Source organism: Pseudomonas sp. GW822-FHT05A08, from assembly GCF_058800485.1.
This window is the reverse complement of sequence record NZ_CM179511.1, coordinates 1,619,997-1,642,148: the sequence shown is the minus strand read 5'-3', so window position 1 is coordinate 1,642,148 and position 22,152 is coordinate 1,619,997. Positions and strand designations below refer to the sequence as shown.

29 protein-coding genes are annotated in these 22,152 nt (G+C 60.5%); 6 read left to right on the top strand and 23 right to left on the bottom strand.

Features of this window, described 5'->3' with window-relative positions; all coding sequences use genetic code 11:
* Positions 1-62: 62 nt before the first annotated feature.
* The 3 genes from AC3RCP_RS07430 (at position 63) to tsaA (ending at position 2,079) form a co-directional block, all read left to right on the top strand.
* Positions 63-773, top strand: a complete 711-nt coding sequence (locus tag AC3RCP_RS07430; protein WP_007923926.1) for an rRNA pseudouridine synthase — start codon at positions 63-65, stop codon at positions 771-773.
* A gap of 66 nt (positions 774-839) precedes the next feature.
* On the top strand, positions 840-1,301 hold the full coding sequence (locus AC3RCP_RS07425) for a YehS family protein (protein ID WP_007923927.1): 462 nt from the start codon (positions 840-842) through the stop codon (positions 1,299-1,301).
* Positions 1,302-1,383: 82 nt separating this feature from the next.
* Positions 1,384-2,079 carry a tRNA (N6-threonylcarbamoyladenosine(37)-N6)-methyltransferase TrmO gene (gene tsaA / locus AC3RCP_RS07420; protein ID WP_492569437.1) on the top strand — a complete coding sequence of 232 codons (696 nt, stop codon included), beginning with the start codon at positions 1,384-1,386 and terminating at the stop codon, positions 2,077-2,079.
* 72 nt (positions 2,080-2,151) lie between these two features.
* On the opposite strand, the gene fpr is transcribed toward tsaA, so the two are convergent.
* Positions 2,152-2,931 carry a ferredoxin-NADP reductase gene (gene fpr / locus AC3RCP_RS07415; RefSeq protein WP_007923929.1) on the bottom strand — a complete coding sequence of 260 codons (780 nt, stop codon included), beginning with the start codon at positions 2,929-2,931 and terminating at the stop codon, positions 2,152-2,154.
* A gap of 135 nt (positions 2,932-3,066) precedes the next feature.
* On the opposite strand from fpr, the gene AC3RCP_RS07410 reads away from it, so the two are divergent.
* Positions 3,067-3,993 carry a LysR family transcriptional regulator gene (locus AC3RCP_RS07410; RefSeq protein ID WP_007923931.1) on the top strand — a complete coding sequence of 309 codons (927 nt, stop codon included), beginning with the start codon at positions 3,067-3,069 and terminating at the stop codon, positions 3,991-3,993.
* Here AC3RCP_RS07410 and AC3RCP_RS07405 read toward each other — a convergent pair.
* The 3 genes from AC3RCP_RS07405 to AC3RCP_RS07395 all read right to left on the bottom strand — a co-directional run bounded on the left by AC3RCP_RS07405 (position 3,990) and on the right by AC3RCP_RS07395 (position 6,122).
* On the bottom strand, positions 3,990-4,352 hold the full coding sequence (locus AC3RCP_RS07405) for a diacylglycerol kinase (RefSeq protein ID WP_007923932.1): 363 nt from the start codon (positions 4,350-4,352) through the stop codon (positions 3,990-3,992). The genes AC3RCP_RS07410 and AC3RCP_RS07405 overlap by 4 nt on opposite strands.
* Positions 4,353-4,427: 75 nt before the next feature.
* The gene (gene erdR, locus AC3RCP_RS07400; RefSeq protein ID WP_007923933.1) at positions 4,428-5,078 is read right to left on the bottom strand and encodes a response regulator transcription factor ErdR; all 651 of its coding nucleotides are present in this window, start codon (positions 5,076-5,078) and stop codon (positions 4,428-4,430) included.
* A 333-nt stretch (positions 5,079-5,411) separates the two neighbouring features.
* Positions 5,412-6,122 (bottom strand): tRNA-uridine aminocarboxypropyltransferase, encoded by a 711-nt coding sequence (locus AC3RCP_RS07395; protein WP_009047329.1) that lies wholly within the window; start codon positions 6,120-6,122, stop codon positions 5,412-5,414.
* Between the two features lie 189 nt (positions 6,123-6,311).
* Between AC3RCP_RS07395 and AC3RCP_RS07390 the strand changes: the two genes are divergently transcribed.
* Complete coding sequence (locus tag AC3RCP_RS07390) at positions 6,312-6,734, top strand: PA3611 family quorum-sensing-regulated virulence factor (protein ID WP_009042441.1); 423 nt, start codon at positions 6,312-6,314, stop codon at positions 6,732-6,734.
* Between the two features lies 1 nt (position 6,735).
* On the opposite strand, the gene AC3RCP_RS07385 is transcribed toward AC3RCP_RS07390, so the two are convergent.
* Positions 6,736-6,930, bottom strand: coding sequence for a hypothetical protein (locus tag AC3RCP_RS07385; RefSeq protein ID WP_007923939.1), 195 nt, complete (start codon positions 6,928-6,930; stop codon positions 6,736-6,738).
* A 482-nt stretch (positions 6,931-7,412) separates the two neighbouring features.
* Between AC3RCP_RS07385 and AC3RCP_RS07380 the strand changes: the two genes are divergently transcribed.
* A complete protein-coding gene (locus tag AC3RCP_RS07380; RefSeq protein WP_007923940.1) occupies positions 7,413-8,528 on the top strand; it encodes an LOG family protein in 1,116 nt (371 codons plus the stop codon).
* Positions 8,529-8,573: 45 nt separating this feature from the next.
* Here the strand turns inward: AC3RCP_RS07380 and recX are convergent, their stop codons facing one another.
* The 18 genes from recX to AC3RCP_RS07290 all read right to left on the bottom strand — a co-directional run bounded on the left by recX (position 8,574) and on the right by AC3RCP_RS07290 (position 22,152).
* Positions 8,574-9,041: a recombination regulator RecX gene (recX, locus tag AC3RCP_RS07375; RefSeq protein WP_101336998.1), complete on the bottom strand. Its 468-nt coding sequence runs from the start codon at positions 9,039-9,041 to the stop codon at positions 8,574-8,576.
* A gap of 8 nt (positions 9,042-9,049) precedes the next feature.
* Positions 9,050-10,102, bottom strand: a complete 1,053-nt coding sequence (gene recA / locus AC3RCP_RS07370) for a recombinase RecA (RefSeq protein WP_007923942.1) — start codon at positions 10,100-10,102, stop codon at positions 9,050-9,052.
* A gap of 83 nt (positions 10,103-10,185) precedes the next feature.
* The gene (locus AC3RCP_RS07365) at positions 10,186-10,686 is read right to left on the bottom strand and encodes a CinA family protein (RefSeq protein WP_101336997.1); all 501 of its coding nucleotides are present in this window, start codon (positions 10,684-10,686) and stop codon (positions 10,186-10,188) included.
* A gap of 82 nt (positions 10,687-10,768) precedes the next feature.
* A complete protein-coding gene (locus tag AC3RCP_RS07360; protein ID WP_101336996.1) occupies positions 10,769-11,305 on the bottom strand; it encodes a lysis system spanin subunit in 537 nt (178 codons plus the stop codon).
* Complete coding sequence (locus tag AC3RCP_RS07355) at positions 11,287-11,850, bottom strand: glycoside hydrolase family 19 protein (protein WP_492569431.1); 564 nt, start codon at positions 11,848-11,850, stop codon at positions 11,287-11,289. The genes AC3RCP_RS07360 and AC3RCP_RS07355 overlap by 19 nt, the downstream gene beginning before the upstream one ends.
* A 45-nt stretch (positions 11,851-11,895) precedes the next feature.
* Positions 11,896-12,546 (bottom strand): phage tail assembly chaperone, encoded by a 651-nt coding sequence (locus AC3RCP_RS07350; RefSeq protein ID WP_492569429.1) that lies wholly within the window; start codon positions 12,544-12,546, stop codon positions 11,896-11,898.
* A 12-nt stretch (positions 12,547-12,558) separates the two neighbouring features.
* Complete coding sequence (locus AC3RCP_RS07345) at positions 12,559-13,770, bottom strand: carbohydrate-binding protein CenC (RefSeq protein ID WP_492569427.1); 1,212 nt, start codon at positions 13,768-13,770, stop codon at positions 12,559-12,561.
* Between the two features lie 72 nt (positions 13,771-13,842).
* A complete protein-coding gene (locus AC3RCP_RS07340; protein ID WP_492569425.1) occupies positions 13,843-14,328 on the bottom strand; it encodes a tail fiber assembly protein in 486 nt (161 codons plus the stop codon).
* A 2-nt stretch (positions 14,329-14,330) separates the two neighbouring features.
* Complete coding sequence (locus AC3RCP_RS07335) at positions 14,331-15,251, bottom strand: gp53-like domain-containing protein (protein WP_492569423.1); 921 nt, start codon at positions 15,249-15,251, stop codon at positions 14,331-14,333.
* Between the two features lie 165 nt (positions 15,252-15,416).
* A complete protein-coding gene (locus tag AC3RCP_RS07330; protein WP_492569422.1) occupies positions 15,417-15,908 on the bottom strand; it encodes a tail fiber assembly protein in 492 nt (163 codons plus the stop codon).
* A complete protein-coding gene (locus AC3RCP_RS07325) occupies positions 15,908-16,828 on the bottom strand; it encodes a glycine-rich domain-containing protein (protein ID WP_492569762.1) in 921 nt (306 codons plus the stop codon). Before AC3RCP_RS07325 ends, AC3RCP_RS07330 begins: the two co-directional genes overlap by 1 nt.
* A 130-nt stretch (positions 16,829-16,958) precedes the next feature.
* Positions 16,959-17,600 carry a hypothetical protein gene (locus tag AC3RCP_RS07320; RefSeq protein ID WP_492569420.1) on the bottom strand — a complete coding sequence of 214 codons (642 nt, stop codon included), beginning with the start codon at positions 17,598-17,600 and terminating at the stop codon, positions 16,959-16,961.
* Positions 17,601-17,604: 4 nt separating this feature from the next.
* Positions 17,605-18,462, bottom strand: a complete 858-nt coding sequence (locus tag AC3RCP_RS07315; RefSeq protein ID WP_101336991.1) for a glycine-rich domain-containing protein — start codon at positions 18,460-18,462, stop codon at positions 17,605-17,607.
* Between the two features lie 11 nt (positions 18,463-18,473).
* On the bottom strand, positions 18,474-19,073 hold the full coding sequence (locus AC3RCP_RS07310; protein WP_101336990.1) for a YmfQ family protein: 600 nt from the start codon (positions 19,071-19,073) through the stop codon (positions 18,474-18,476).
* The gene (locus AC3RCP_RS07305; RefSeq protein ID WP_492569418.1) at positions 19,061-20,101 is read right to left on the bottom strand and encodes a baseplate J/gp47 family protein; all 1,041 of its coding nucleotides are present in this window, start codon (positions 20,099-20,101) and stop codon (positions 19,061-19,063) included. The genes AC3RCP_RS07310 and AC3RCP_RS07305 overlap by 13 nt, the downstream gene beginning before the upstream one ends.
* The gene (locus tag AC3RCP_RS07300; RefSeq protein WP_007923962.1) at positions 20,091-20,489 is read right to left on the bottom strand and encodes a phage GP46 family protein; all 399 of its coding nucleotides are present in this window, start codon (positions 20,487-20,489) and stop codon (positions 20,091-20,093) included. Before AC3RCP_RS07300 ends, AC3RCP_RS07305 begins: the two co-directional genes overlap by 11 nt.
* Positions 20,489-20,998, bottom strand: a complete 510-nt coding sequence (locus AC3RCP_RS07295) for a phage baseplate assembly protein V (RefSeq protein WP_007923965.1) — start codon at positions 20,996-20,998, stop codon at positions 20,489-20,491. The genes AC3RCP_RS07300 and AC3RCP_RS07295 overlap by 1 nt, the downstream gene beginning before the upstream one ends.
* A gap of 113 nt (positions 20,999-21,111) precedes the next feature.
* Positions 21,112-22,152: a phage baseplate assembly protein gene (locus AC3RCP_RS07290; RefSeq protein WP_087091406.1), complete on the bottom strand. Its 1,041-nt coding sequence runs from the start codon at positions 22,150-22,152 to the stop codon at positions 21,112-21,114.

Here is a 22,152-nt window from a genome sequence, read left to right as displayed (position 1 = left end):
ACCCGCGATTAACCGGCGCCGGGCAGGTACAATGCCTGCCCCCTTTTGCTACGGCCCCTGTCATGACTGACCCGATTCGTCTCTCCAAACGCCTCATCGAACTCGTCGGCTGCTCCCGCCGGGAGGCTGAGCTGTTCATCGAGGGCGGCTGGGTCACCGTGGATGGCGAGGTCATCGACGAGCCGCAGTTCAAGGTCGACACCCAGAAAGTCGAGCTCGACCCGCAGGCCAAGGCCACCGCGCCGGAGCCGGTGACCCTGCTGCTGAACGTACCGGCCGGCCAGGACGTCGACAGCGCCATGCAGTCGCTGAGCGCCGCCAGCCTGTCCGAGGAACACCGCTTCGGCAAACGGCCGCTCAAGGGCCACTTCCTGCGCCTGACCGCCAGCGCCGATCTGCAAGCCAATGCCAGCGGCCTGCTGGTGTTCACCCAGGACTGGAAGATCCTGCGCAAGCTGACCGCCGATGCGGCCAAGATCGAGCAGGAGTACGTGGTCGAGGTGGAAGGCGAGATGGTCGCCCACGGCCTCAACCGCCTGAACCACGGCCTGACTTACAAGGGCCGGGAACTGCCGCCGGTCAAGGCCAGCTGGCAGAACGAAAACCGCCTGCGCTTCGCCATGAAGAACCCGCAACCGGGCGTGATCGCCCAGCTCTGCGAGGCGGTAGGCCTGAAGGTGATCGCCATTCGCCGCATCCGTATCGGTGGAGTTTCCATCGGCAAGGTGCCGGTCGGGCAATGGCGCTACCTGTCCGCCAAAGAGAAATTCTAGGCCGACACCCATTCAGACGCCGCGCGTGCATGCGGCGCTCAACGTGAACAGACCAGGACTGTAGACATGATTCATAACGATGTACTGCGCAGCGTGCGCTACATGCTCGACATCAGCGACAAGAAGGTCGTCGAGATCATCAAGCTCACCGGCTTTGACGTGAGCCTGGACGACATAGTCGGCTACCTGAAAAAGGACGAGGAAGAAGGTTTCGTGCATTGCCCGGACGAGGTCATGGCGCACTTTCTCGACGGACTGGTGATCTTCAAGCGTGGCAAGGACGAAAGCCGTCCGCCGCTGCCGATCGAACTGCCAGTGACCAACAACATCATCCTGAAGAAGCTGCGGGTCGCCTTCGAGCTGAAGGAAGACGACATGCACGCCATCCTCAAGGCCGCCGACTTCCCGGTGTCCAAGCCAGAGCTGAGCGCGCTGTTCCGCAAGTTCGGCCACACCAACTACCGCCCGTGCGGCGACCAGTTGCTGCGCAACTTCCTCAAGGGCCTGACCCTGCGCGTCAGAGCGTAAGGCAGCTATAAGCTGCAAGCCTCAAGCTGCAAGCTGAAGTCCAAAGCTTGTCGCTTGTAGCTTGCAGCTTGAGGCTTGCAAAATGACCTACAGCGTTTCCCCCATCGGCTTCGTGCGTTCCTGCTTCAAGGAAAAGTTCGCCATCCCGCGCCAGCCGCAACTGGCCCCGGCGGCCCGTGGCGTGCTGGAGCTGGTGGCACCCTTCGACCAGGGCGACGCGGTGCAGGGCCTGGAACAGGTCAGCCACATCTGGCTGCTGTTCCTGTTTCACCAGGCGCTGGAAGACAAACCGCGGCTCAAGGTCCGCCCGCCGCGCCTGGGCGGCAACAAGTCCATGGGCGTCTTCGCCACCCGCGCCACCCACCGGCCCAACGGCATTGGCCAGTCGGTGGTCAAGCTGGACAAGGTCGAGGCCAATCGCCTGTGGATCTCCGGCATCGACCTGCTGGACGGCACGCCGATTCTCGATATCAAGCCCTACGTGCCTTACGCCGACATCATCGACAGCGCGAGCAACAGCATCGCCAGCGCGGCGCCGCAGTTGATACCGGTGCAGTGGAGCGACAACGCCCTGCAACAGGCTCATACGCACGCTCAACGCCTGCAGGAGCCGCTGGTGGAGCTGATCGAGCAATGTTTGGCCCAGGACCCACGCCCGGCCTACCAGACGCCCACCCCGGAACGCGAATACGGCGCGCAGTTCTGGGATCTGGACGTGCGCTGGCACTACCCGCAGCCGGGCCTGATCCAGATACTGGAAGTGGTCCCCGCACGCTGACCGGCAACCGGAAACGAAAAAGCCCGCGCTGCCTTCTCAGGCAACGCGGGCTTTTTCTGTGCTGCGAGTCGCTTACTTCTCGACGAAGGCGCGCTCGATCAGGTAGTCACCCGGCTCGCGCATGCGTGGCGAAACGGTCAGGCCGAAGCTGTTGAGCACTTCGCTGGTCTCGTCGAGCATGCTCGGGCTGCCGCACAGCATGGCGCGGTCGTCCTGCGGGTTGATTGGCGGCAGGCCGATGTCGCTGAACAGCTTGCCGCTGCGCATCAGGTCGGTCAGGCGGCCTTCGTTCTCGAACGGCTCGCGGGTCACGGTCGGGTAGTAGATCAGTTTTTCACGCAGCGCTTCGCCGAAGAACTCGTTCTGCGGCAGGTGCTCGGTGATGAACTCACGGTAGGCGACTTCGTTGACGTAACGCACGCCGTGGCACAGGATCACTTTCTCGAAACGCTCGTAGGTTTCCGGATCCTGGATGACGCTCATGAACGGCGCCAGGCCGGTGCCGGTGCTGAGCAGGTACAGGTGCTTGCCAGGCTTCAGATCGTCCAGTACCAGGGTACCGGTAGGCTTCTTGCTGATGATGATCTCGTCGCCTTCCTTCAAATGCTGCAGCTGGGAAGTCAGCGGACCATCGGGAACCTTGATGCTGAAGAACTCGAGATGCTCTTCCCAGTTCGGGCTGGCAATCGAGTAAGCGCGCATAAGCGGGCGGCCGTTGGGCTGTTGCAGGCCGATCATCACGAACTGACCGTTCTCGAAGCGCAGGCCCGGATCACGGGTGCACTTGAAGCTGAACAGAGTGTCGTTCCAGTGATGAACACTGAGGACACGCTCGTGGTTCATGTTGCTCATGTACGGGGGACTCCTGGAAAGTTGTCGGCGCCTGCTCTGCGACAAGCGAGCCGAGCGCAATTGCACAGCATTCTAATGGCGGCGACAATATCTGTTAACTGGATTATTAAGATAAGGGTTATCGGTTATATCGATATGCGATTTACTCTCCGTCAACTGCAAGTATTCGTCGCCGTCGCCCAGCAAGAGAGCGTTTCTCGTGCTGCCGGCCTGCTGGCCCTTTCCCAATCCGCGGCAAGCACTTCAATCACCGAACTGGAACGGCAATCCAGTTGCCAGTTGTTCGATCGCGCCGGCAAGCGCCTGAGCCTCAACGCCCTGGGCAAACAGCTGCTGCCCCAGGCGGTGGCGTTGCTGGACCAGGCCAAGGAAATCGAAGACCTGCTCAACGGCAAATCCGGCTTCGGCTCGTTGTCGGTGGGCGCGACCCTGACCATCGGCAACTACCTGGCGACCCTGTTGATCGGCAGCTTCATGCAGGTCCACCCGGAGAGCCAGGTCAAACTGCACGTGCAGAACACTGCGCATATCGTGCAACAGGTCGCCCACTACGAAATTGACCTGGGTCTAATCGAAGGCGACTGCAGCCATCCGGACATCGAAGTGCAAACCTGGGTCGAGGATGAGCTGGTGGTGTTCTGCGCCCCGCAGCACCCCTTGGCCAAACGCGGCCATGCGAGCATGGAGGAACTGACCCACGAAGCCTGGATTCTGCGCGAACAAGGCTCGGGCACGCGCCTGACCTTCGACCAGGCCATGCGTCATCATCGCAGCGCGCTGAATATCCGGCTCGAACTGGAACACACCGAAGCGATCAAGCGCGCGGTGGAGTCGGGGTTGGGGATTGGCTGCATTTCCAGGCTGGCGCTGCGCGACGCTTTCCGGCGTGGCAGCCTGGTGCCGGTAGAGACGCCGGACCTGGACCTGGCCCGGCAGTTCTATTTCATCTGGCACAAACAGAAATATCAGACCTCGGCGATGCGCGAATTCCTCGAACTCTGCCGCGCCTTTACCGCCGGGGTGCAGCGCAGCGACGAGATCGTGCTGCCGAGCATTCCTTAGATAAGGATCACGGCCCAGACCACGGTAATCATGCTCAAGGCCACGAGTTGCGCGGCGCTGCCCATGTCCTTGGCATTTTTCGACAGTGGATGGCGATCCAGGGAGATGCGGTCGATCGCCGCCTCGACCGCCGAATTGAGCAGTTCGACAATCAGCGCCAGCAAGCAGACAGCAATCAGCAACGCCCGCTCGACCCGGCTGACATTCAGCAGGAAAGACACGGGGATCAGAATCGCGTTGAGCAGCACCAGCTGACGAAACGCAGCTTCGCCGGTGAAGGCGGCCCGCAGGCCATCGAAGGAGTATCCCGAGGCATTGAGGATGCGTTTAAGACCGGTTTGACCTTTGAAAGGCGACATAAATAGGCAACTAGAACAATAAGGAATGGGCAAGCTAGTTCAACAAAAGTCAAAAAAGCGTGAAGAAAGAGCCAGTTACTGGCTGGAAATTGACTCAAGTTGTTGCAGGAGCAGCGCCGCCTGAGTGCGGGTCCGCACCCCCAGCTTACGAAAGATTGCCGTCACATGGGCCTTGATGGTGGCTTCCGAAACGCTCAGCTCATAAGCGATCTGTTTGTTCAGCAACCCCTCGCAGACCATGGTCAGCACACGGAACTGTTGTGGCGTCAGGCTCGCCAGGCCTTCGCTGGCCGCCTTGGCCTCGGCGGAGACGCTGACCTCTTCGAAGGCCTGTGGCGGCCACCAGACATCGCCGTCGAGCACACTGCGCACGGCTTGTTGAATGACTTCGAGAGAACTGGACTTGGGAATAAAACCGCTGGCGCCAAATTCGCGTGAACGCACCATCACCGATGCTTCTTCCTGTGCCGACACCATCACCACCGGAATCTGCGGGTACTGACCGCGCAACAGCACCAGACCGGAAAAACCGTAAGCACCAGGCATGTTCAGGTCCAGCAGCACCAGGTCCCAATCGGCCTTTTCGGTCAGGCGGGCTTCCAGTTCGGCAATGCTCGCCACTTCCACCAGACGGACATCCGGGCCGAGGCCCAGGGTCACCGCTTGATGCAGTGCGCTACGAAAGAGGGGGTGGTCATCGGCAATCAGGATTTCGTATGTGGCCATTTTTCAAATGATCCTGTTTTTTATGGGAGCACCGATGCATTCGGTCCTCGCCAAAGCAACACAGGTGTCAGCCAGAATGCTGCACCCAAAGAGCACGATCAACGCCAAGAGCCCGGAAATGCGGCGTTTCAAAGATCGGTCGCGCCCTAATCGGCGCCAAGCATGCCCAGCGAAGCCAGGGTGGTCAAGCTTCGGGCTGTGCGGCATCTTAGCTTGCTAACTAATAACAGTGCCATCATGCAAAGCCACGCCCGCGCGGCTGCGCCTCGATGCTGAGCGGGATGCTGGTGGCGCAGCTCTGGCCGAAAAAATTCCAGTCCCTTGCCTCAGGTCTTACAGAAAAGGCTTGAGGCGCGTGTGCGTCTCATCATCGGGATCGATCTCAAGCTGGAACTTGGCCGACAGATAATGGGTGCTGAACACATCCAGATAAGCATCCAGCACTTCGCCGGCCTGCCGGTCCGCGGCCAACTCCAGGCACAGCGCCGCAACCTCCGCGGTACAGAAATGGTCATCGCGCTTGGAACGCCGCAGCTTGTAGCGCGACAACTGCTCGGGCTCCAGGCTCAATACCGGCAAATGCTCAAGATAAGGGCTTTTGCGAAACATCTTGCGCGCTTCGCTCCAGGTCGCATCCAGCAGGATAAACAACGGGCGCTTGCCCGCCTCCAGGCGGACTTCGCTCACCACCCGCTGTGGCGCGACGAACTCTCCGGGGAACACCACATAAGGCTGCCACTGGGGATCGGCCAGCAAGGCCAGCAATTGTGGGTCGACTTCTGTTCGCGACCAGGGGAACGCCATGGTGTCTTCTATGACATCGGCGATCAGCCAACCGGTATTGCTCGGTTTCATGGGTTCGACGTCATGCATGATCAGGCACATCGCCGACTGCGCGGAAACCTTGGGGCGCCAGGCGCACATGCAGTGGCTGGGAATCACCCGACAGCCCGCACAGCGCTCCGCCCGGGAACCCCGGGCGGTAAAAGGCCTGACGGCACGCGCAAGACGTTGAGCACGCAGGCGGGATACGGCATGACTCATTAGAAGCCGCCCTGGCAGAAAGAAGGAATCGACACGAAAAGAACTCGGAAAGCTGAAAATTCGCACAAGTTTATCAGAGCTCTCTGCTCAAACCTGTACCGCCTACCCTCGCTCCCCTATAATTCGCCGCCACTGAACGCACAGTCGCGTGGCTGGTCGAAGCATCAGTCACTGAACCAGGAGAGTTTCATGTTGCGCTTTATCGTTCCCACCGCCGCCCTTCTGCTGGCCTTGCCGTTCAGTGCCCAGGCTGCATCGCTGCAAGACTTCGAACTGAACAAGACTCTGCAGAAAACCGCCGAGGAAAGTAACGTCGGCACGCCTCGGGAAGTCAACGAGAACATCCTCGACCAGGGTTATACCGTCGAAGGCAAGGAGCTGATCAACCACCTCAGCGTCCAGGCCGAACACGCGGAAAAAATGCGCGCCAACCCCAAGGCGGTCTACCTGCAACTGGGTGCCAGCGTTTGTCGTGACCCGAACTACCGCAAGCTGATGGCCAAGGGCGCGATCATGCGCTACGAATTCACCGAGAACCGCACCAACCGCCCGGTCGCCTCGGCACGCTTCCAGGAGTCGGACTGCCCGGCCCCGACGAAGAAGAAAAAGTAATTCAGTGCCCCGCTGCGTGCCGCTGTTGATCATCGGCCCGCAGCTCCGCCAACAGGGCCTGCAAATAGCTCGAACGGCGCTCCCCACCTTCAAGCCGGCGTCGGCATTCCTCTTCAAGAGTCAGATGATTGGCGTCTGCCGCTGACTTCAGCAGTTGATACAGTTGCGCATCTATTTCCAGTACGACTTTGTGCATGACCAGCCTCCGTGCCCCACTCGCCATTACCTGCGCGACAACCCCGACCTGTGCATCCTGCCCTTTGACGCCAAGCTGTCTTGCTAGCGCTGTAACTTAGTAAATCAGAGCCTCCACCGGTCGGCATGCGTTCAGACAGGCGGTGAAAACGCCGCACGTCACCGCTAATAAGTGATTGCCAGCCCCGACTTTCAAGGCCCATGATCAAGTCAGCGCGAATCATCATGAAGGTCTAGATTTCAAAGTGTTCATGCTGAATTTTCCTGGGTGGATCCGGAGGCCGCCCAAGCGCGTCTTGCAGTGCACATGCTTTCTAAATCAAGGAATAGCAGAACCTGTATGGATGGCCCGCTGGCCACGTCAGGGTTTTTCCACCCTGGCGAATCAGCCGCCAAAGCCGGGCTGACAGCGACACATGCAGTGTCGTGATACCAACGAATGCTTCGTTCGTGTCAAAGGTTCTGTGCAGAAGGAGAAGTTGAATGCCTTACGAACCGAATGACCTCCTCAGTCGTCATTTTCAGAGCAACGGTATCGACCTCAGCAAGGTCGAAGAACAACTCAACCTGATCGCCCCCAACAGCCCCAACATTCCTCTTTATCGCGACATGATTCTCACCGTCCTGCGCATGGCCCAGGACGATCTCAACCGCTGGAACGCGAAAATCACCCTGCAGGCCCTGCGCGAACTGGAACATGCTTTTCGCGTGCTGGAGCAGTTCAAGGGCCGACGCAAGGTGACGGTATTCGGCTCCGCGCGCACCCCGATCGAACACCCGCTGTATGGCCTGGCGCGAGAACTCGGTGCAGCCCTGGCCCGCTCCGACCTGATGGTCATCACCGGCGCCGGAGGCGGCATCATGGCCGCGGCCCACGAAGGTGCGGGTCGCGATCACAGCCTGGGGTTCAATATCACCCTGCCCTTCGAGCAGCATGCCAACCCGACGGTGGACGGCACGGAGAACCTGCTGTCCTTCCACTTCTTCTTTACCCGCAAGCTGTTCTTCGTCAAGGAAGCCGATGCCCTGGTGTTATGCCCGGGTGGCTTTGGCACGCTTGATGAGGCGCTGGAAGTACTGACCCTGATCCAGACCGGCAAGAGCCCGTTGGTACCGGTGGTGCTGCTGGATGTCCCGGGAGGAACCTTCTGGCAAGGGGCGCTGGACTTTATCCACAACCAGCTCGAGAACAACCGCTACATCCTGCCAACCGACATGAAGCTGATGCGCCTGGCGCACAACACCGAGGAGGCGGTCGAAGAAATCAACCAGTTCTACAGCAACTTCCACTCCAGTCGCTGGCTGAAACATCAGTTTGTCATTCGCATGAATCACAAGCTCAGCGAACCGGCGCTCGAGCAGATGCAGACGGCTTTCGCCGACCTGTGCCTGAGCGATCGCTTCCATCAACATGCCTACAATGTCGAGGAGCACAACGAACCGGAGTTCAGCCATCTGGCACGCCTGTCGTTCACCTTCAACGCCCGCGACAATGGTCGCCTGCGCGAACTGATCGACTTCATCAACCTGCCGGAAAACTGGGCGATGAATCAGGCCAGGACGCCACAACGCAATAGAGAACCGATCAAGGTCACTTGAGCGGAGAAGCAGCGGCCCGCGCATTCGACTCGCGGGCCCTACAGGTCAATCGCCCACCCTTCGGCCGCTCAACAAGCGGCCGATCATGTCCATCGAATATCCCCGATACCCCAGAAAGCGGCCTTGTTTGGCACGCTCCTTGGCATCTATCGGGAAATGCCCGGCAAACTTGCGCCGCCAGACATCCTCCAGTTGTGCTTGCCAGTCGATGCCGCTCTCACGCAAGGCGAGTTCGATATCGGCACGCTGCAAACCGCGCTGGCTGAGTTCTTCGCGAATACGCATGGGGCCGTAGCCGGAACGGGCACGATAGGAAACGAAACTTTCGAGGTAGCGGGATTCGGATAGCAGCCCCTCTTCCGTCAAACGGTCAAGGGCTGTTTCGATCATCTCGGGAGAGGCGCCGCGCTGACGCAGTTTACGCGTCAGCTCGACTCGACCGTGCTCGCGTCGCGCGAGCAGGTCCATTGCGGTTCGCCGCACCGCGACGAGGGTATCGAGTACGGCGGTCATCGGATCGATCAGATATCCGCGTCGGCCATGTCATCGATGGTCTCGTTGACCGGCGAAGCTTTGACATCAGCGGTCGGAGCCAGCAGCTTGTCGCGAATCTGCTTCTCGAGGGCGTTACCGATTTCCGGGTTGTCCTGCAGGAACTTGGCCGAGTTGGCCTTGCCCTGACCGATCTTGTTGCCCTGGTAGCTGTACCAGGCACCGGACTTCTCGAGGAAACCGTGCAGCACGCCCAGATCGATGATCTCGCCGTTCAGGTAGATACCCTTGCCGTACAGGATCTGGAATTCAGCCTGGCGGAACGGTGGAGCCACCTTGTTCTTGACGATCTTGACCCGGGTTTCGCTACCGACGACTTCGTCACCTTCCTTCACCGCACCAGTACGACGGATATCCAGACGAACCGAAGCGTAGAACTTCAGCGCGTTACCACCGGTGGTGGTTTCCGGGCTGCCGAACATCACGCCGATTTTCATACGGATCTGGTTGATGAAGATCACCAGGCAGTTGGCGTTCTTGATGTTGCCGGTGATCTTGCGCAGCGCCTGGGACATCAGGCGAGCCTGCAGGCCCACGTGCATGTCACCCATCTCGCCTTCGATCTCGGCCTTGGGCACCAGTGCCGCCACGGAGTCGATCACGATCACGTCGATGGCATTGGAGCGCACCAGCATGTCGGTGATTTCCAGCGCCTGTTCACCGGTGTCCGGCTGGGAAACCAGCAGGTCGTCAACGTTGACCCCCAGCTTGCCGGCATATTCCGGGTCCAGTGCGTGCTCGGCGTCGACGAAGGCGCAAGTGGCGCCCATCTTCTGTGCCTGGGCAATCACGGACAGGGTCAGGGTGGTTTTACCGGACGATTCCGGACCGTAGATTTCAACAATACGGCCCTTTGGCAGGCCGCCGATGCCGAGTGCGATGTCCAGACCCAGAGAGCCAGTGGAAATGGCCGGGATCGCCTGGCGGTCGTGATCGCCCATACGCATTACGGCACCCTTGCCGAATTGACGTTCGATCTGACCCAGGGCCGCAGCCAAGGCTTTCTTCTTGTTGTCGTCCATTAAAGTCCTCACGTAATCAATAAGGCCTGACGGCCAACACCTGTATAAGTAGCCAGTATTATTCCACAGCGTTCGTGGATCGCCTACCCCTGTTTTGAGATTTCTGCCGCGGCATGTTGCAGCAAGCCCTCTAGCGCGGCCCTCACCGTTTGTCGGCGGACGTCGTCCCGATTCCCGGCAAAGTGTCGGCACTCGGCCGTTACCGCCTCTCCCACGCCCCAGGCCAGCCATACGGTGCCCACCGGCTTCTGTGACGAACCGCCGTCCGGGCCGGCCACGCCGCTGACCGCCACGGCAAAACGCGCCCTGCTTTTGCCCTGCGCGCCCCGCACCATCGCCTCGACCACCTCGCGGCTGACCGCGCCGACGGAAGCGAACAGCGCTTCCGGCACCCCTAGCTGTTGGGTCTTCTGCCGATTGGAGTAGGTCACATAACCCGCTTCGAACCAGGCCGAACTCCCGGGAATGCGGGTGATGGCCTCGGCAATCCCGCCACCGGTGCAGGATTCGGCGGTGGTGACGTGGGTATTCAGAATCTGCAGGCGCCTGCCAAGTTCAGCGGCAAGCTGGGTGATTTCGTTCACGGTCCTCTCCTGATCGGGTTGGCGGAGGTCTTACCGTACACGAGCGATACGCGCTTGCAAGGCACGGAGCGGATCAAAATGTTTAGCGGTTCAACGCCCTGACGTAGGCCTGGCACGCCTGCAGGGCGATCAGTCCCTGGTCGCCGGCATCGGTGATGCCGATAATTCGTTGAGCATGCGCCGGGTCAAGTCGGGCTCGCGGGGCTCCATGAACCACGCCGCCGGTGGCGGGGGTGGCAGGCACCGGGCAGCCGCCGGCGCTGTCATCGGCGGCGAGGAGGACTGACAGGCGCAGATCAGCAGTGGCAAGACGGTCGCGCAGGCGACCTTGATCACGTTGTGCATCGTTCAAGGCTCGGTAATGGGTTTGGTCGCTGGCTTGCAGCTGTTGCTCCAGGGCCAGGCGTTTATCCTGCTCGTCCCGCTGCCGGGCAGCGGCCGCCAGGTTCAACTGATTCAGCGCTTCGCCGTGCAGCCTGGCCTGCTCCGCCAGTTGCCGGCCAAAACGCCACTCCTGAACCTGCCAGGCCAGCGTCCCCGCGACGCCGGCCACCACGGCCAGCAGCACGACGACAGCCATTGCCCGGGAAGACAGGGGCATCAGGCCGAAGGCTGGCATAACACCTCCCGCGCCCGCGCCCAGAGTTGCAGGCGGTCCTCCAGCCCGTTCAGGCCGCCGTTGATACGCCGGGTGATGCTGTTGAACTGGTCGCGGTCGGCCAGTTCGTTAAGACCGTTCTGCTGCCAGAACCAGGCGGCCGACTCAGCGGCCCACTGTGGCTGTTCCAGCAATTGCGGCAACGCCAGCAAACGCTCGTCACCGAACAGCCCGAGGCTGCATTGCCGGTAATTGTCGCGACCGGTGACCTGGATCAGACCGCGGCCACGGTATTTCTGGCCGTCGCCATCGGCCTCCGGGGTATTGCCCAGACGGGCCGCCAGGCTGCCGGTGTCGTATTTGCTCAGGTACTGGTCATTGCCCAGCTCCCGCACATAACGCAACTGCCCCGACTCATGACCGACCTGCGCGAGGAAGGCAGCCATGCGTTTGGGCGTGTTGATATGGCGGTTCAGCATGGCGGTGTTAAGCGCAGAAACAAAAACGCCCGCTTGGGAGCGGGCGTTGGGCATGATGCGTTGAATCATTTCAAGGGTAACAGGCATTTCACTCTACCTCCTCTGCATCGAGGACGTTCAGAACAAACAGGGTCATTTATGCTCCTGCAGAACAGGTTCAAGCCAACCTGGCTCGACAGGCCGATACTCGGCGTTCGGAAAATCGGCGGCCGAAGGCCAATCCCGCAACCCCTGTCGATAGGCCAGCAGCTCCTTGAACTGCTCGGCACTCAGCGTCGTACCTTCGCCCATGTCCATTTCTTCGTTATCACGAATAACCAGCCACTGAGTGGACTCCAGCATCTTGCTGCGCCATGCCCTTTCAATCGCCTCGGCTTTCCGCGCAGAAGCGCCTGCAGTCGATACAGCAAGAGCAGAAATCAAACCGATGCTGAGGGACGGTCTTGCGACAATAGAAGGAAAACTCGAGGACTCCGGCCAGCTACGCAAATCCCGGCGGTAGGCTTGTAAGTTCTCATAGTCAGCAATTGATATCGTTGTATCGATCCCAGCCTCCAGCTCATCGCGATGCCTTGCGACGATGCCATCGGTTTGTAGCAGCTGCGAATCACGCCAGACACGCTCAGCCCCATCCGACTCAGTATTGATCGTGATCGGTTGTGGCTCTCCGCCATAACTCAGCCATTGCAAGTAGGCAGCCCAATCGCGATTGGCCAAGTCTTCTGGAATAAAAACTGAATCGGCAAGGCGATAGACCCCATTAGCAGTCAGTTGATAACTCATATGGTTTCCCCCCTATAGTTCGGCATCAGCCGTTGCGTGGATGTAATAGGTCTGAGGTGCCACTGCCACATCCGAGTTGTACACCCAGGCTCCTCGGGTAGAGACTGAATAGGGACGCGCATTGCCGGACGAAACTGCATCGGTGCCAGAGCGCCACTGACCAACAGTTCCGGTCTGCGAGGTCCTGTACAGGGTAATACTGGGAGTCGTTCTTTTTTCTACCTTGAAAGACCACTGTGCCAAGGGTTGGGAAGCCGAGCCCACCTGTCCCTCGATGACGATTGATATGAGAGCCCCCGTAATAGAGCTTGATGTATCGCCTGGCTGAATGTCCTGCCTGAGTGTTTTCTCGTAATAACGTTGACACAGTATCAACTCATCGGCGGGAGTTCTAAACTCAAAAGGCGTTGAAACTGCGCCTTCTTCAAGTTGAATTTGCGCCAGGTCGATTGTTTGCAAGACATTCAACGGCAAATCGAAGGCCAACCTAAGAGAGTCGTTCTCCGCGCCGCCCAGGACTTTGCCTGCAATCGTTGGAATCTTCACAGTCGCTGTATAACGCGCCCATGTACTGGTTAACTTGAACGTCCCCACAGTCGTGACCACAGACTCCGAACCACCGCCAAAAGACTGAGTCACCGTCACCGTTATGTTTCTCTCCGCATCCGCTTTTGCCCAGAAAGTCACAGTTGCCAGCTTTCCGGCCAGGGTTCTAACAGACTCAACATACTGTGAAATCTTATGTGTATTTGCCCCAGCACCGGCCGTGACTTGCTGCCAACGTAGAAAAAATCGTGGCTCATTGGGAACTTCTGTTTGTCCTAAAGTAAAGCTCTGACGCGAAATATTGACTCCAGCATTGCCATTCCAGTCACAACGAAACCGATCTGCAACATATCCTCCAACATTGGTCCCCTGGTTAGCGCCCCCCCGCTGCCAAATATCGAAGTTCCCATTAATCACATGATTCTTTCGATAGACCTGAACCGGAAATGCTTGCAACGGATCCAGCTTGGCAAGCTCTTTGATAGCCAGTGTTAGCTGATTGTTCTGATCCTCTACAGGAGACATTCCTGCCGCATCGATTGCATTAACAATCTCTTGAGTGACCGCATTCCCCCAACTCGCTGGGATTAGAGACCCTGGCGTTCCAGCGATCGGGTTTTCATCGACAAACTTTCCGTTTACCAAACCGGCACTAGGTACACTCTTTGGGTAGTCCACTGTCTAGCCCTCATACAAATTAAACATAAAAAACTTCAGCATTCGACAAAGCCCAATACAGAGTCGACAAACTCAAACGGACTCGGTCATCTGCACCGGCTTTCTCACCCTCTTTCTTTTCACCGTCGCTCCTGTAGTGCCGGAAGTCATTCGCAGCACGGGGCGATCTGTGACGGCAGGAAACTTTCGAGACTTTGGCCAACTGCGCAAATCACAGCGATAGGCTTGCAAGGCGTTGTAATCGGCATCGGACAAGGTGGTGGCGGTTTGCGACTCCAGTTCATCGCGGTGCCGGGCGACCAGCCCGTCGCTCTTGAGCAACTCCGAGTCACGCCAGGCGCGTTCAATTGAAATCAATTGTTCAGGCGAGGGACCGGCAGGGTCGACAAGAATGGGCGCACCGTTGTCATTGGCCACAATCCTCTTGCCCACGCCCTGCCCGGCAAAGAGTTCGGCATATTCAGCCTGGCTGATTTCAGCCGCGCCTTCTGGCGGGGCCTCGTTCGCAGAGGCGACAACATCGAAACCGAGGGTTTTCGCAAAGAAATAAATCTTCATGGTTATCGCCCCCACACAACTATGCGCCCGGTTATACCCGCGGCCACTCTAATGGTCCCAACTTCGACCGATCTGACACGGGCAACAGCGGTTGAAGTATTTGATGCACTCAAATCAAACGACCAGACCGTAACGTTCGCACCGCCCCAACCTGCGGGATAGCCTTCGTCAGCAATACCTCCCAATATTGCATTGGGAAACTTTATGGGTAATGACAGGGACATAACGCCATTGGCGTCAGACCCACCTAACACCCACTGTTCAATCAAACCGCTCGGATATTTTTGATAACCCGCTGTCGAAAGCTGAGCCCCATACAGTGCTGAGTATTTAAGACTGGCCGTACCATAAAGGGTCCAAACACCTGATTCCCGAACCAGATTCGCGCTTTCACCACTACTCATCACAATGGAGTTCAGAAAATTCCCTTGTGGACTGATTTGCGCCCCACTCTTGCTGGCAATGGTAACCACTGCACTACTACGGCAATGCAAGCTGATTGTCGCACCACTTGGAACAGTCGAAACATCCGGCAGTGTGACGGTATAACCGGTGGTCCCACCCAGGCCGATCGAACAACCGACATCGGCAATGGTCAGTTGCGTGCTTTCCGATATTCCTCGAGCGCTGGAGTAATTACCCAGCGCGCGCTGTACAAACTCTGGAGTAGCGACCGAGCGACTCACGTCAAAACGAGGAGGCGTAGAAAAGAGCGTTGAACTGCGTAATGCACCCAGCAGTTGATCATTCGCCCCTTCGTCCGGCGTCATGCCCGCCGCCTGAACTACGCCGAGAATTTCCTGGGTAACGCTATTCCCCCAACTTGCCGGAATAAGCGAACCAGGCGTGCCGGCCAGCGGGTCTTCATCAACAAACCTTCCATTCACCAGCCCTACACTGGGCACACTCTTTGGATAATCCAATGTCTTACTCCTGATAATAAATTCTGTTGCCCCACCTGCGGACCAGGGCCATACAGCGGCCAACTGCGCGCAAAAAAAACGCCCGCTTGAAGCGGGCGTTTTTATTGATGAGCGCGACGCAGATAAATACGCTGCTGATCTATTTGAAATAAACGCAGCACTCGATCAATCAGCTATCTGAAAAAAACTCACTGACCACTCTGGAATCGGCGGACGGGCGGTCATTTCGGGAAAGCTATCGGAGGCGGGCCAATCGCGCAGTGCCTGGCGATACTCGAGCAACTCCAGATACTGTTTCGCCGTCAGCGTCGTGCCCCGTCCCAGCTCCTGTTCATCACGATGGCGGGTTACCAGCCATTGGCTGTCCGTCAACACGGACTGGCGCCATTTGCGCGCCTGGTCCGGAGCATCCTCCTCAGTCGCCTTGCCCCGTACTTCGGAAGCAAGCGCCACTGCTGCCGCCACGTCCACCATGGGGGAAAGCGGCGCAACCTGTTCGGGAAGGTGGATCGGCTTCCCCAGCTCAACCTCGACACCCTCAGGGACAGCGACCATCGAACTGAGAAAATCCGCGGCAAACAGCTGGGAAATCATGAAGCCACCGGTCTCGATCAGCTCGACGACTACGTCGTCTTCGACTCGTGCATAGAGGGCCATTATTCGTACTCCCAGATTTCACAAAAGGCATTGCCGCCGGAGCCGCTCACATACGAAGCAGATGGATTGCTCGAGCAGCTGCCGCTGCCGCCGGAACCTCGTTGTCCCGCATTGCCATTGCCATTCACCCCGTTGAAGGGGCCGCCGCCATCGAATGGACTGGCAGCCCCCCATCCGGAAAGCAGGCCCCAATTGGGATTACTCATCGCATAACCACCCGTTGCACCACGCGCATTGGCAAGGTTGCCACCCGTTACGACTTGGCCACCCATGCCGCCCTGGACAAATCCAGGGGTGTTCGACACGAAGGTCAGAATCTGCCCCCCTCCTCCCCCTGCGGCGCTCATGAGGCTGCCAAACGACGCTGCGCCTCCCGCGGCCCCCGCACTGGTTCGAGCGGCCCCACCGGCCCCCAATGTGACGGGTACACCCGCCAACATTTCCGGAGTCACGTCGTAGAAGCTTTCCGCATAGGCACCAGCCCCTCCGCCACCGCCCAGGCTTTGATAAGTGGCCGCTACCGGCGGACAACCGGCACCTGAGCCTCCCGCACCGACCAGACGGACCCGAATCCGCCTGGCCTTGGGGTTGGGGCGATAGACCGTGACGCCAACGGTGTCGAACTGCTTCACCGCCAACAGACGCCCACCGGCATCAGTGATGCCATATCCACTCAAGGTGGTTGGGGTGTTCTTCAGTTTGGTGAAGTCGACCAGTGCGGCAATCGCCAGCGTCAACTGGTCGTTTTTCGCTTCGTCCGGCGCCAGGCCGGCAGCCTTGATGACATTGAGGATTTCTTGCGTCACCCCGTTGCCCCAGGCAGCGGGAATCAAGGAACCCGGCGTTCCGAGAAGGGGGTTCTCATCGACAAACCAGCCATTGACCAGCCCGACGCTGGGGATACTTTTTGGATAATCCATACCGTTGCCCTCCCGCTCTGTCAGACCGGGATCCTTGAATGAAAATGAAAACGCCCACTGGATCATGGGCGTCAGGAAGGACTACCCGATCCAGCTCAGAAAGGGACAGCCCTTAGAAGAGGTTTAACGGTCAAGACTGTACGCAGTTGTGAATCGCCTGGGTTGCACCGTCAGCTACGGCCCTGGCCTGCTCCATCTTGCCCTTGGCAACATGTGCCCTGATCTTTTCCTTGGCCTTCAAGCGCAGAGTGCGCAGGGCCAACAAACGGTCATTTAATTCGGCTGATTTACGCAGAATATCCTCGGCAGCCTCTTGAACCGTTCGCCCCTTGACGGCCCAGGCACTCACGGACAGCGGGACAGCTTTGGGTGGATAACCGGCGTCCTTGAAGGACTGCGCCTGCATGGCAGCCTTTTCGTACTCCAAGGTACGTAGCGGATCGCCAACGATCACGAGACGAACCTTGTCGGCGGCAGAGTCGACCAGCGCACAAAGCCGCGCGCCTTCCTCCTGCTCCAGCTGTTTTGCCTGCTCGGCATCGAGCGTCCATTGAGCACCGTCCCATCTGTGGGCGTACGAAGGCGGTGGCTGTCCGACCTTGGTCAGTTCGCCATCGAAGACGTAGTGCAATGCCTCCCTCTGCTTCCATTGCTCGGCCGTCACCGGCAGGACGCTGTTGCCCTCGTCTGTCGCCGCGTAGGCCAGTACTTCAGTGTCCTGCCACTCGATGACCACCCCGGACGCAAGGCAGTAAAGAACTTGCTTACTCATATGCTCACCACTCAATGATCATCAGACCAGGAGCACCGCGCCCCCCCGAGACGGCCAAGGCACCAGACACATACCAGCCTCCCGCGCCGCTGCCGCCAGCGCCGAAGCCGTAGGCATCCCGTGCCGCGTACCCTCCCGATGTTCCATATCGACAGGCGCTGCCACCGCCACCGAATGGCCCGCTTGCGCCAGCCCCCGACAATCCCGCCGTCACCTGGGCCTGAGAATCGGTAGCATCGCCACCGGCGGGAAATCCCTCTCCCCCTCTTGGACCGGCCACACGGTCTACAGGAAGATTTGCCCCCGAGTTACCAGCGCCTCCGCCACTCAGCACCAGCAAAGCGCCTCCCACCCCCACAAGCGTGTTTCCTCCGCTTGTCGGGTTGCTGACTCCGCTGACGCCACCCACACCCGCCGCTCCAATCGTGATGGGGATCACTTGGCCAGGAGTGACGGTGACGGGTACCTTGATGGCCGGCTGGCCTGCACCGCCGCCGCTGCCACCGGATGCGGATCCGGTGGTTCCAGCTGGACATGAACCTCCCCCACCCCCACCCGCACACCCACTCAGCCAGATCTTCGTCACGCCCTCCGGCACGGTGAAGCTGCCATTGGCGGTGAAGCGCTGAATGCCGAGCCCTGCGCTCTTGCGGCTGATGCTGCGGATCGCGCTCAGCAGTTGTGTCAGGTTCGCCTCGCTGGGCGTCAGGTCGGCCGCCGTGATCACGGCCAGCAGTTCCTGGGTCACCCCATTGCCCCAGTCCGCCGGAATCAGCGAACCCGGGGTGCCGGTCAGCGGGTTCTCATCGACGAACCTGCCGTTGACCAACCCGGCACTGGGCACACTCTTCGGATAATCCATCGGTCTATCCCCTAGTCATAATTGATATGCACCCGCGTATGGGCCGGTGCGCTGCGGTGGATCTGGCATTCCAGGGCCGAGCCCGGGTTCATGCCGAAACGTTCGCCCCAGTAGCTGGCGTTGAAACGGCGGCCCAGGAGCAGTCGTCCACCGGTGTTGAGCGTCCACATGAATTGCGCCTGCCAGGTGCCGAAATGCGCTTCACCAAACCGTGCGCGGCCCATGCGCGGGGCTTCGTGCTCAGTGATGGTGGCGTTCGGATAGCCCTGGCTGCGGGCGATCTCGACGTAGTAGGCGAGCGCCTGGCTGCCGACAGCCAGCAGCCGCCGGCGCACGGCCAGGCGGCGGTCGTCGAACAGTGGGGTCGCACCCAGGCAGGGGTCGGGCAGGTTCATCACCCGCTCCCAATCCGGTACCAGCTCGCTGGCGCCCGCCGGGTCCATTTCATTGAGCAGGTCGGCAGCGCGGGCATCGAGACGGGCGAGTTCCTGGGACACGCCTTCGAGCACCTCCTCGAGCTCCGGCACCCGCTCCGGGTCCCAGGCCGGGCCGCTGGGCAGCAGGCTGCGCAGCTGGCTCTGGTATTGCGCGGCGGTTCTTACTCCAGCCATACGCAACCTCCGAACGTCAGCAACTGGTTACTGGCGGCGGGAACATCCGCGGCCGGCGCGCTGAGCCGATGATCGTTCTCGCCGGCGGCACTGCTGATGGCCTCGCGGATATGGCTAATCAGCAAGGTGTCGCCCAGGCCGGCCTCGCGGTTGTGCAGATCGCGCAACTGGGCCTCGACCGCCGCGCGCACCGCGCTGGTGTCCGGCGACAACCGCAGGCTGTAGGTCACGGGCGACTGCTGCGGCGCCAGCACATGCAACTCGGCCGTCACCGGACGCAAGGGTTCGATGTAGGTCTTTACCTCCGCCAGTTGCTCGGCGTTCGGGATCGGTTGCGCATCGTCGTCGCGCATCACGAACAGCCCCACGGTGCCCGGCCCCAGGTAGCTGCCACGACACCACGCCCGGGTAATCCCCGGGCACTCCAGCGCCCAGGTCTCATAGTCCTGGGCCGAGCCGCCGTGGGGGATGATGCGGTAGGAGCGGATCACCCGGGCACGCAGCGATTCCAGGCTTTCCGCGGCGACGCCGCCGCTCAGGCCGGGGGCGAGCACGGTGAAGGTATTGCCGATGCCCTGGATCGGTTGCACCGGGATCAGGTTCAGGCCGGCCTCGGCATTACCCAGGGTGCCGGCGTCGAGGGCCTGGACGGTGGTGCTGTTGCTGCCGGCGCTGGTGGTGCGGGCGGCGGTGACTTTGTAGGTGCGGCCGTCACTGGCCTGCAGCAGGGTATCGACGTCCAGCACCGCGCCTGCCGCCGCCGTGAAGCTCACCGAACCGCTGGCCGCCTGGGCGGCCTTGCGCGGCTGGTTCAAACGCAGCGCGGCGATGCGTTCCAGGGTTGACTCGTCGGCCTTGTCCGGCAGGATCTGATCGGCGATCCAGTCCAGGTAGCCGTAGAGGCCATAGGCGGCGCCACCGAGGGCGCGGGCCAGCACTTGCGCATCGGACTGGCGCAGCGCATCGCTGGCCAGGTCGCTTTGGGTGCGCTTGATCAGCACCGGCAGCGAAGGGGTATCAAAGGGCATAGGTCACCTGCCAACTGTTATCGGGGTTGATGTCCAGGCGTTCACCGTTGGCCAGGACCAGCGTCGTGCGCAGGTTCAGGCGCTGGTCGTCGAGACGTTCGCTGATGATCTCGACCGCGCTGCAATGGCCATCGTCGATCAGCCATTGCAGGGCTTCGCGGGCATAGAACTCGGCGTCGAGCTGGGTCTGGCGGGTCAGCTTGACCCGCCGCAGCAGCCACAGCCGCGAGCCGATGCGGTCGTCGGCCACGGTGGGAAAGCTGTCGCCCCACCAGCCGAAGCGCTCCTCGTCGTCCAGCGGGTCGTCGTCCGCCGCGCGACGCCAGGTGAACAGGCTGATCAGCACGGAACGGGTCAGTGCGCGGTGCAGGTCTTGGCTGATAAACATCATTGGCCTCCCGCCGGCGCGCCGGTCTGCCCGCTACCCGACTGCACGCCGCCATGCACGTGCTTGATCTGGCTGATGCCGCCAGCGACCTGGTCGCCCTGGGAGACGATCTTGCCGGTCTGGGTCAGGGTCGGGGTGTCGATATGCACCGCGCTGCTGGCGCGGATATTGAGGGTGGCGGTCTCGATGTCGATGATCCGCCCACGCTTGAAATGAATCTTGTCGCCTTCGTCGGTGTAGATCGCCACTTCGCCGGGGGCCAGGGCCTTGAGGCGAAAACGGCGGTCGGCGACCACCAGCACGATGGCATGGGAGCGATCGCCGCCGAGAAAGGTGGCGATGCCTTCGGCGCCGGCCAGCGGGTTGCTGGTGAAGCCGTAGGGTTCGAAGTGCTCCATGTCGTCGTTCACTTCGCCGGCGGTCAGGCGCATTTGCAGCGATTGCAGTTTGTTGGCCGAGTTGGCGAGCACGACAGTGCCGCGCGCCAACAGGCGTGTCAGTAGGCTCATGGTTTTTTCCTTGCCCCTTGTGCAGGAGCGAGCTTGCTCGCGATAGCGGCCTTACAGGCACACCGTGTCGCCCCCCATCGCGAGCAAGCTCGCTCCTACATTACCGGGGGGTTTTAGGCTTTCGGTGGCACCGGACTGGCGTCGAAGGTATGGGGCGGCGCCACCTGCAGGGTGGTGATCGAGCCCTGCTCGGAGAGCGAGTAGGTGACCTTGGAAATCAGCAGGTCCTGGTCGAAACCCAGCACCGGGTCGATCACCCGCACCAGGGTGTTGTGGCGCCACAGCTCGCCGTTGCTCTGGCGCCAGCCCTGCACCTTGTAGGTGCTGGTCAGGGCCTTGCCGGTGCGAATGGCGCTTTCCCAGTCGGCCCGTTGCTGGGCCAGCTCCTGGGTCAGCTGGGCTGGTTCGTTGATCACCGTGACCCGCTTGCGCTTGGCCGTGCCGTCGCTGGCCACGCCCGACACTTCGCTGACCGCGGCGCCGCTTTTCTGGTCGTTGCCCTTGTGCTGGCCGATCACCCGGTACTCGGAAAACACCTGGCTGAAGTCCATCGGCGCGCTGGCCGAGAGGATGTTCTTGCCCAACTCCAGCACATCCACCGCACGCCCGCCGCTGCCTGGCCGGGCCAACAGCACCCGGCCTTCGGCGTCGTCGGTGGAGAACACCCGGAACAAGGTCAGCAGGCGGTCGATGGACTGGAACACGGTTTCCCCGGGCACGATGCTGTGGCTGCTCAACCGCGTGGTTTCCGCGATCTCGCTGACCACCCCGACGCCGTAGGACGCGGCCAGGGCCTGGACGATTTTCAGCAGGCTCTGCTCGCGCCATTGGCCGGGCTGGTTGATCGCCGCGCAATCCACCAGGTCCTGGGTCAGGGAACTGCCCTCGATGCTCAAGCCGATCTGCCGACCGTCATAGCTGATCGGCGCCTTGAACACATGGCCGCTGAGCAACAGGTCGGCGCCGATGCGCACCTGGCACTTGGCGCCGGGACGGATGCGCTGGTCCAGGGTCTGGCCCGGCCATTGCCAGGTCACGTCGAGCTTGAAGGTGCGAAACTGCCGCTCCAGGTCGGCGCTGATTTCGACGCTTTTCCAGCCGCCGTAATCCTGGCCGTCCACCGTCAACAGCACCCGGTTATCGAAGTTGCCCAT

What these genes read in the sequence shown, in the direction of transcription:
- AC3RCP_RS07295 (WP_007923965.1), bottom strand. Translation starts at nt 20,998, where the DNA reads ATGAGCCTACTGACACGCCTGTTGGCGCGCGGCACTGTCGTGCTCGCC.
- fpr (WP_007923929.1), bottom strand. Translation starts at nt 2,931, where the DNA reads ATGAGCAACATGAACCACGAGCGTGTCCTCAGTGTTCATCACTGGAAC.
- AC3RCP_RS07350 (WP_492569429.1), bottom strand. Translation starts at nt 12,546, where the DNA reads ATGAGTTATCAACTGACTGCTAATGGGGTCTATCGCCTTGCCGATTCA.
- AC3RCP_RS07290 (WP_087091406.1), bottom strand. Translation starts at nt 22,152, where the DNA reads ATGGGCAACTTCGATAACCGGGTGCTGTTGACGGTGGACGGCCAGGAT.
- AC3RCP_RS07310 (WP_101336990.1), bottom strand. Translation starts at nt 19,073, where the DNA reads ATGGCTGGAGTAAGAACCGCCGCGCAATACCAGAGCCAGCTGCGCAGC.
- AC3RCP_RS07430 (WP_007923926.1), top strand. Translation starts at nt 63, where the DNA reads ATGACTGACCCGATTCGTCTCTCCAAACGCCTCATCGAACTCGTCGGC.
- AC3RCP_RS07410 (WP_007923931.1), top strand. Translation starts at nt 3,067, where the DNA reads ATGCGATTTACTCTCCGTCAACTGCAAGTATTCGTCGCCGTCGCCCAG.
- AC3RCP_RS07390 (WP_009042441.1), top strand. Translation starts at nt 6,312, where the DNA reads ATGTTGCGCTTTATCGTTCCCACCGCCGCCCTTCTGCTGGCCTTGCCG.
- AC3RCP_RS07395 (WP_009047329.1), bottom strand. Translation starts at nt 6,122, where the DNA reads ATGAGTCATGCCGTATCCCGCCTGCGTGCTCAACGTCTTGCGCGTGCC.
- recX (WP_101336998.1), bottom strand. Translation starts at nt 9,041, where the DNA reads ATGACCGCCGTACTCGATACCCTCGTCGCGGTGCGGCGAACCGCAATG.
- AC3RCP_RS07300 (WP_007923962.1), bottom strand. Translation starts at nt 20,489, where the DNA reads ATGTTTATCAGCCAAGACCTGCACCGCGCACTGACCCGTTCCGTGCTG.
- erdR (WP_007923933.1), bottom strand. Translation starts at nt 5,078, where the DNA reads ATGGCCACATACGAAATCCTGATTGCCGATGACCACCCCCTCTTTCGT.
- AC3RCP_RS07315 (WP_101336991.1), bottom strand. Translation starts at nt 18,462, where the DNA reads ATGGATTATCCGAAGAGTGTGCCCAGTGCCGGGTTGGTCAACGGCAGG.
- AC3RCP_RS07425 (WP_007923927.1), top strand. Translation starts at nt 840, where the DNA reads ATGATTCATAACGATGTACTGCGCAGCGTGCGCTACATGCTCGACATC.
- AC3RCP_RS07305 (WP_492569418.1), bottom strand. Translation starts at nt 20,101, where the DNA reads ATGCCCTTTGATACCCCTTCGCTGCCGGTGCTGATCAAGCGCACCCAA.
- AC3RCP_RS07360 (WP_101336996.1), bottom strand. Translation starts at nt 11,305, where the DNA reads ATGCCAGCCTTCGGCCTGATGCCCCTGTCTTCCCGGGCAATGGCTGTC.
- AC3RCP_RS07385 (WP_007923939.1), bottom strand. Translation starts at nt 6,930, where the DNA reads ATGCACAAAGTCGTACTGGAAATAGATGCGCAACTGTATCAACTGCTG.
- AC3RCP_RS07320 (WP_492569420.1), bottom strand. Translation starts at nt 17,600, where the DNA reads ATGAGTAAGCAAGTTCTTTACTGCCTTGCGTCCGGGGTGGTCATCGAG.
- AC3RCP_RS07330 (WP_492569422.1), bottom strand. Translation starts at nt 15,908, where the DNA reads ATGGCCCTCTATGCACGAGTCGAAGACGACGTAGTCGTCGAGCTGATC.
- AC3RCP_RS07355 (WP_492569431.1), bottom strand. Translation starts at nt 11,850, where the DNA reads ATGCCTGTTACCCTTGAAATGATTCAACGCATCATGCCCAACGCCCGC.
- AC3RCP_RS07340 (WP_492569425.1), bottom strand. Translation starts at nt 14,328, where the DNA reads ATGAAGATTTATTTCTTTGCGAAAACCCTCGGTTTCGATGTTGTCGCC.
- AC3RCP_RS07405 (WP_007923932.1), bottom strand. Translation starts at nt 4,352, where the DNA reads ATGTCGCCTTTCAAAGGTCAAACCGGTCTTAAACGCATCCTCAATGCC.
- recA (WP_007923942.1), bottom strand. Translation starts at nt 10,102, where the DNA reads ATGGACGACAACAAGAAGAAAGCCTTGGCTGCGGCCCTGGGTCAGATC.
- AC3RCP_RS07325 (WP_492569762.1), bottom strand. Translation starts at nt 16,828, where the DNA reads ATGGATTATCCAAAAAGTATCCCCAGCGTCGGGCTGGTCAATGGCTGG.
- AC3RCP_RS07380 (WP_007923940.1), top strand. Translation starts at nt 7,413, where the DNA reads ATGCCTTACGAACCGAATGACCTCCTCAGTCGTCATTTTCAGAGCAAC.
- tsaA (WP_492569437.1), top strand. Translation starts at nt 1,384, where the DNA reads ATGACCTACAGCGTTTCCCCCATCGGCTTCGTGCGTTCCTGCTTCAAG.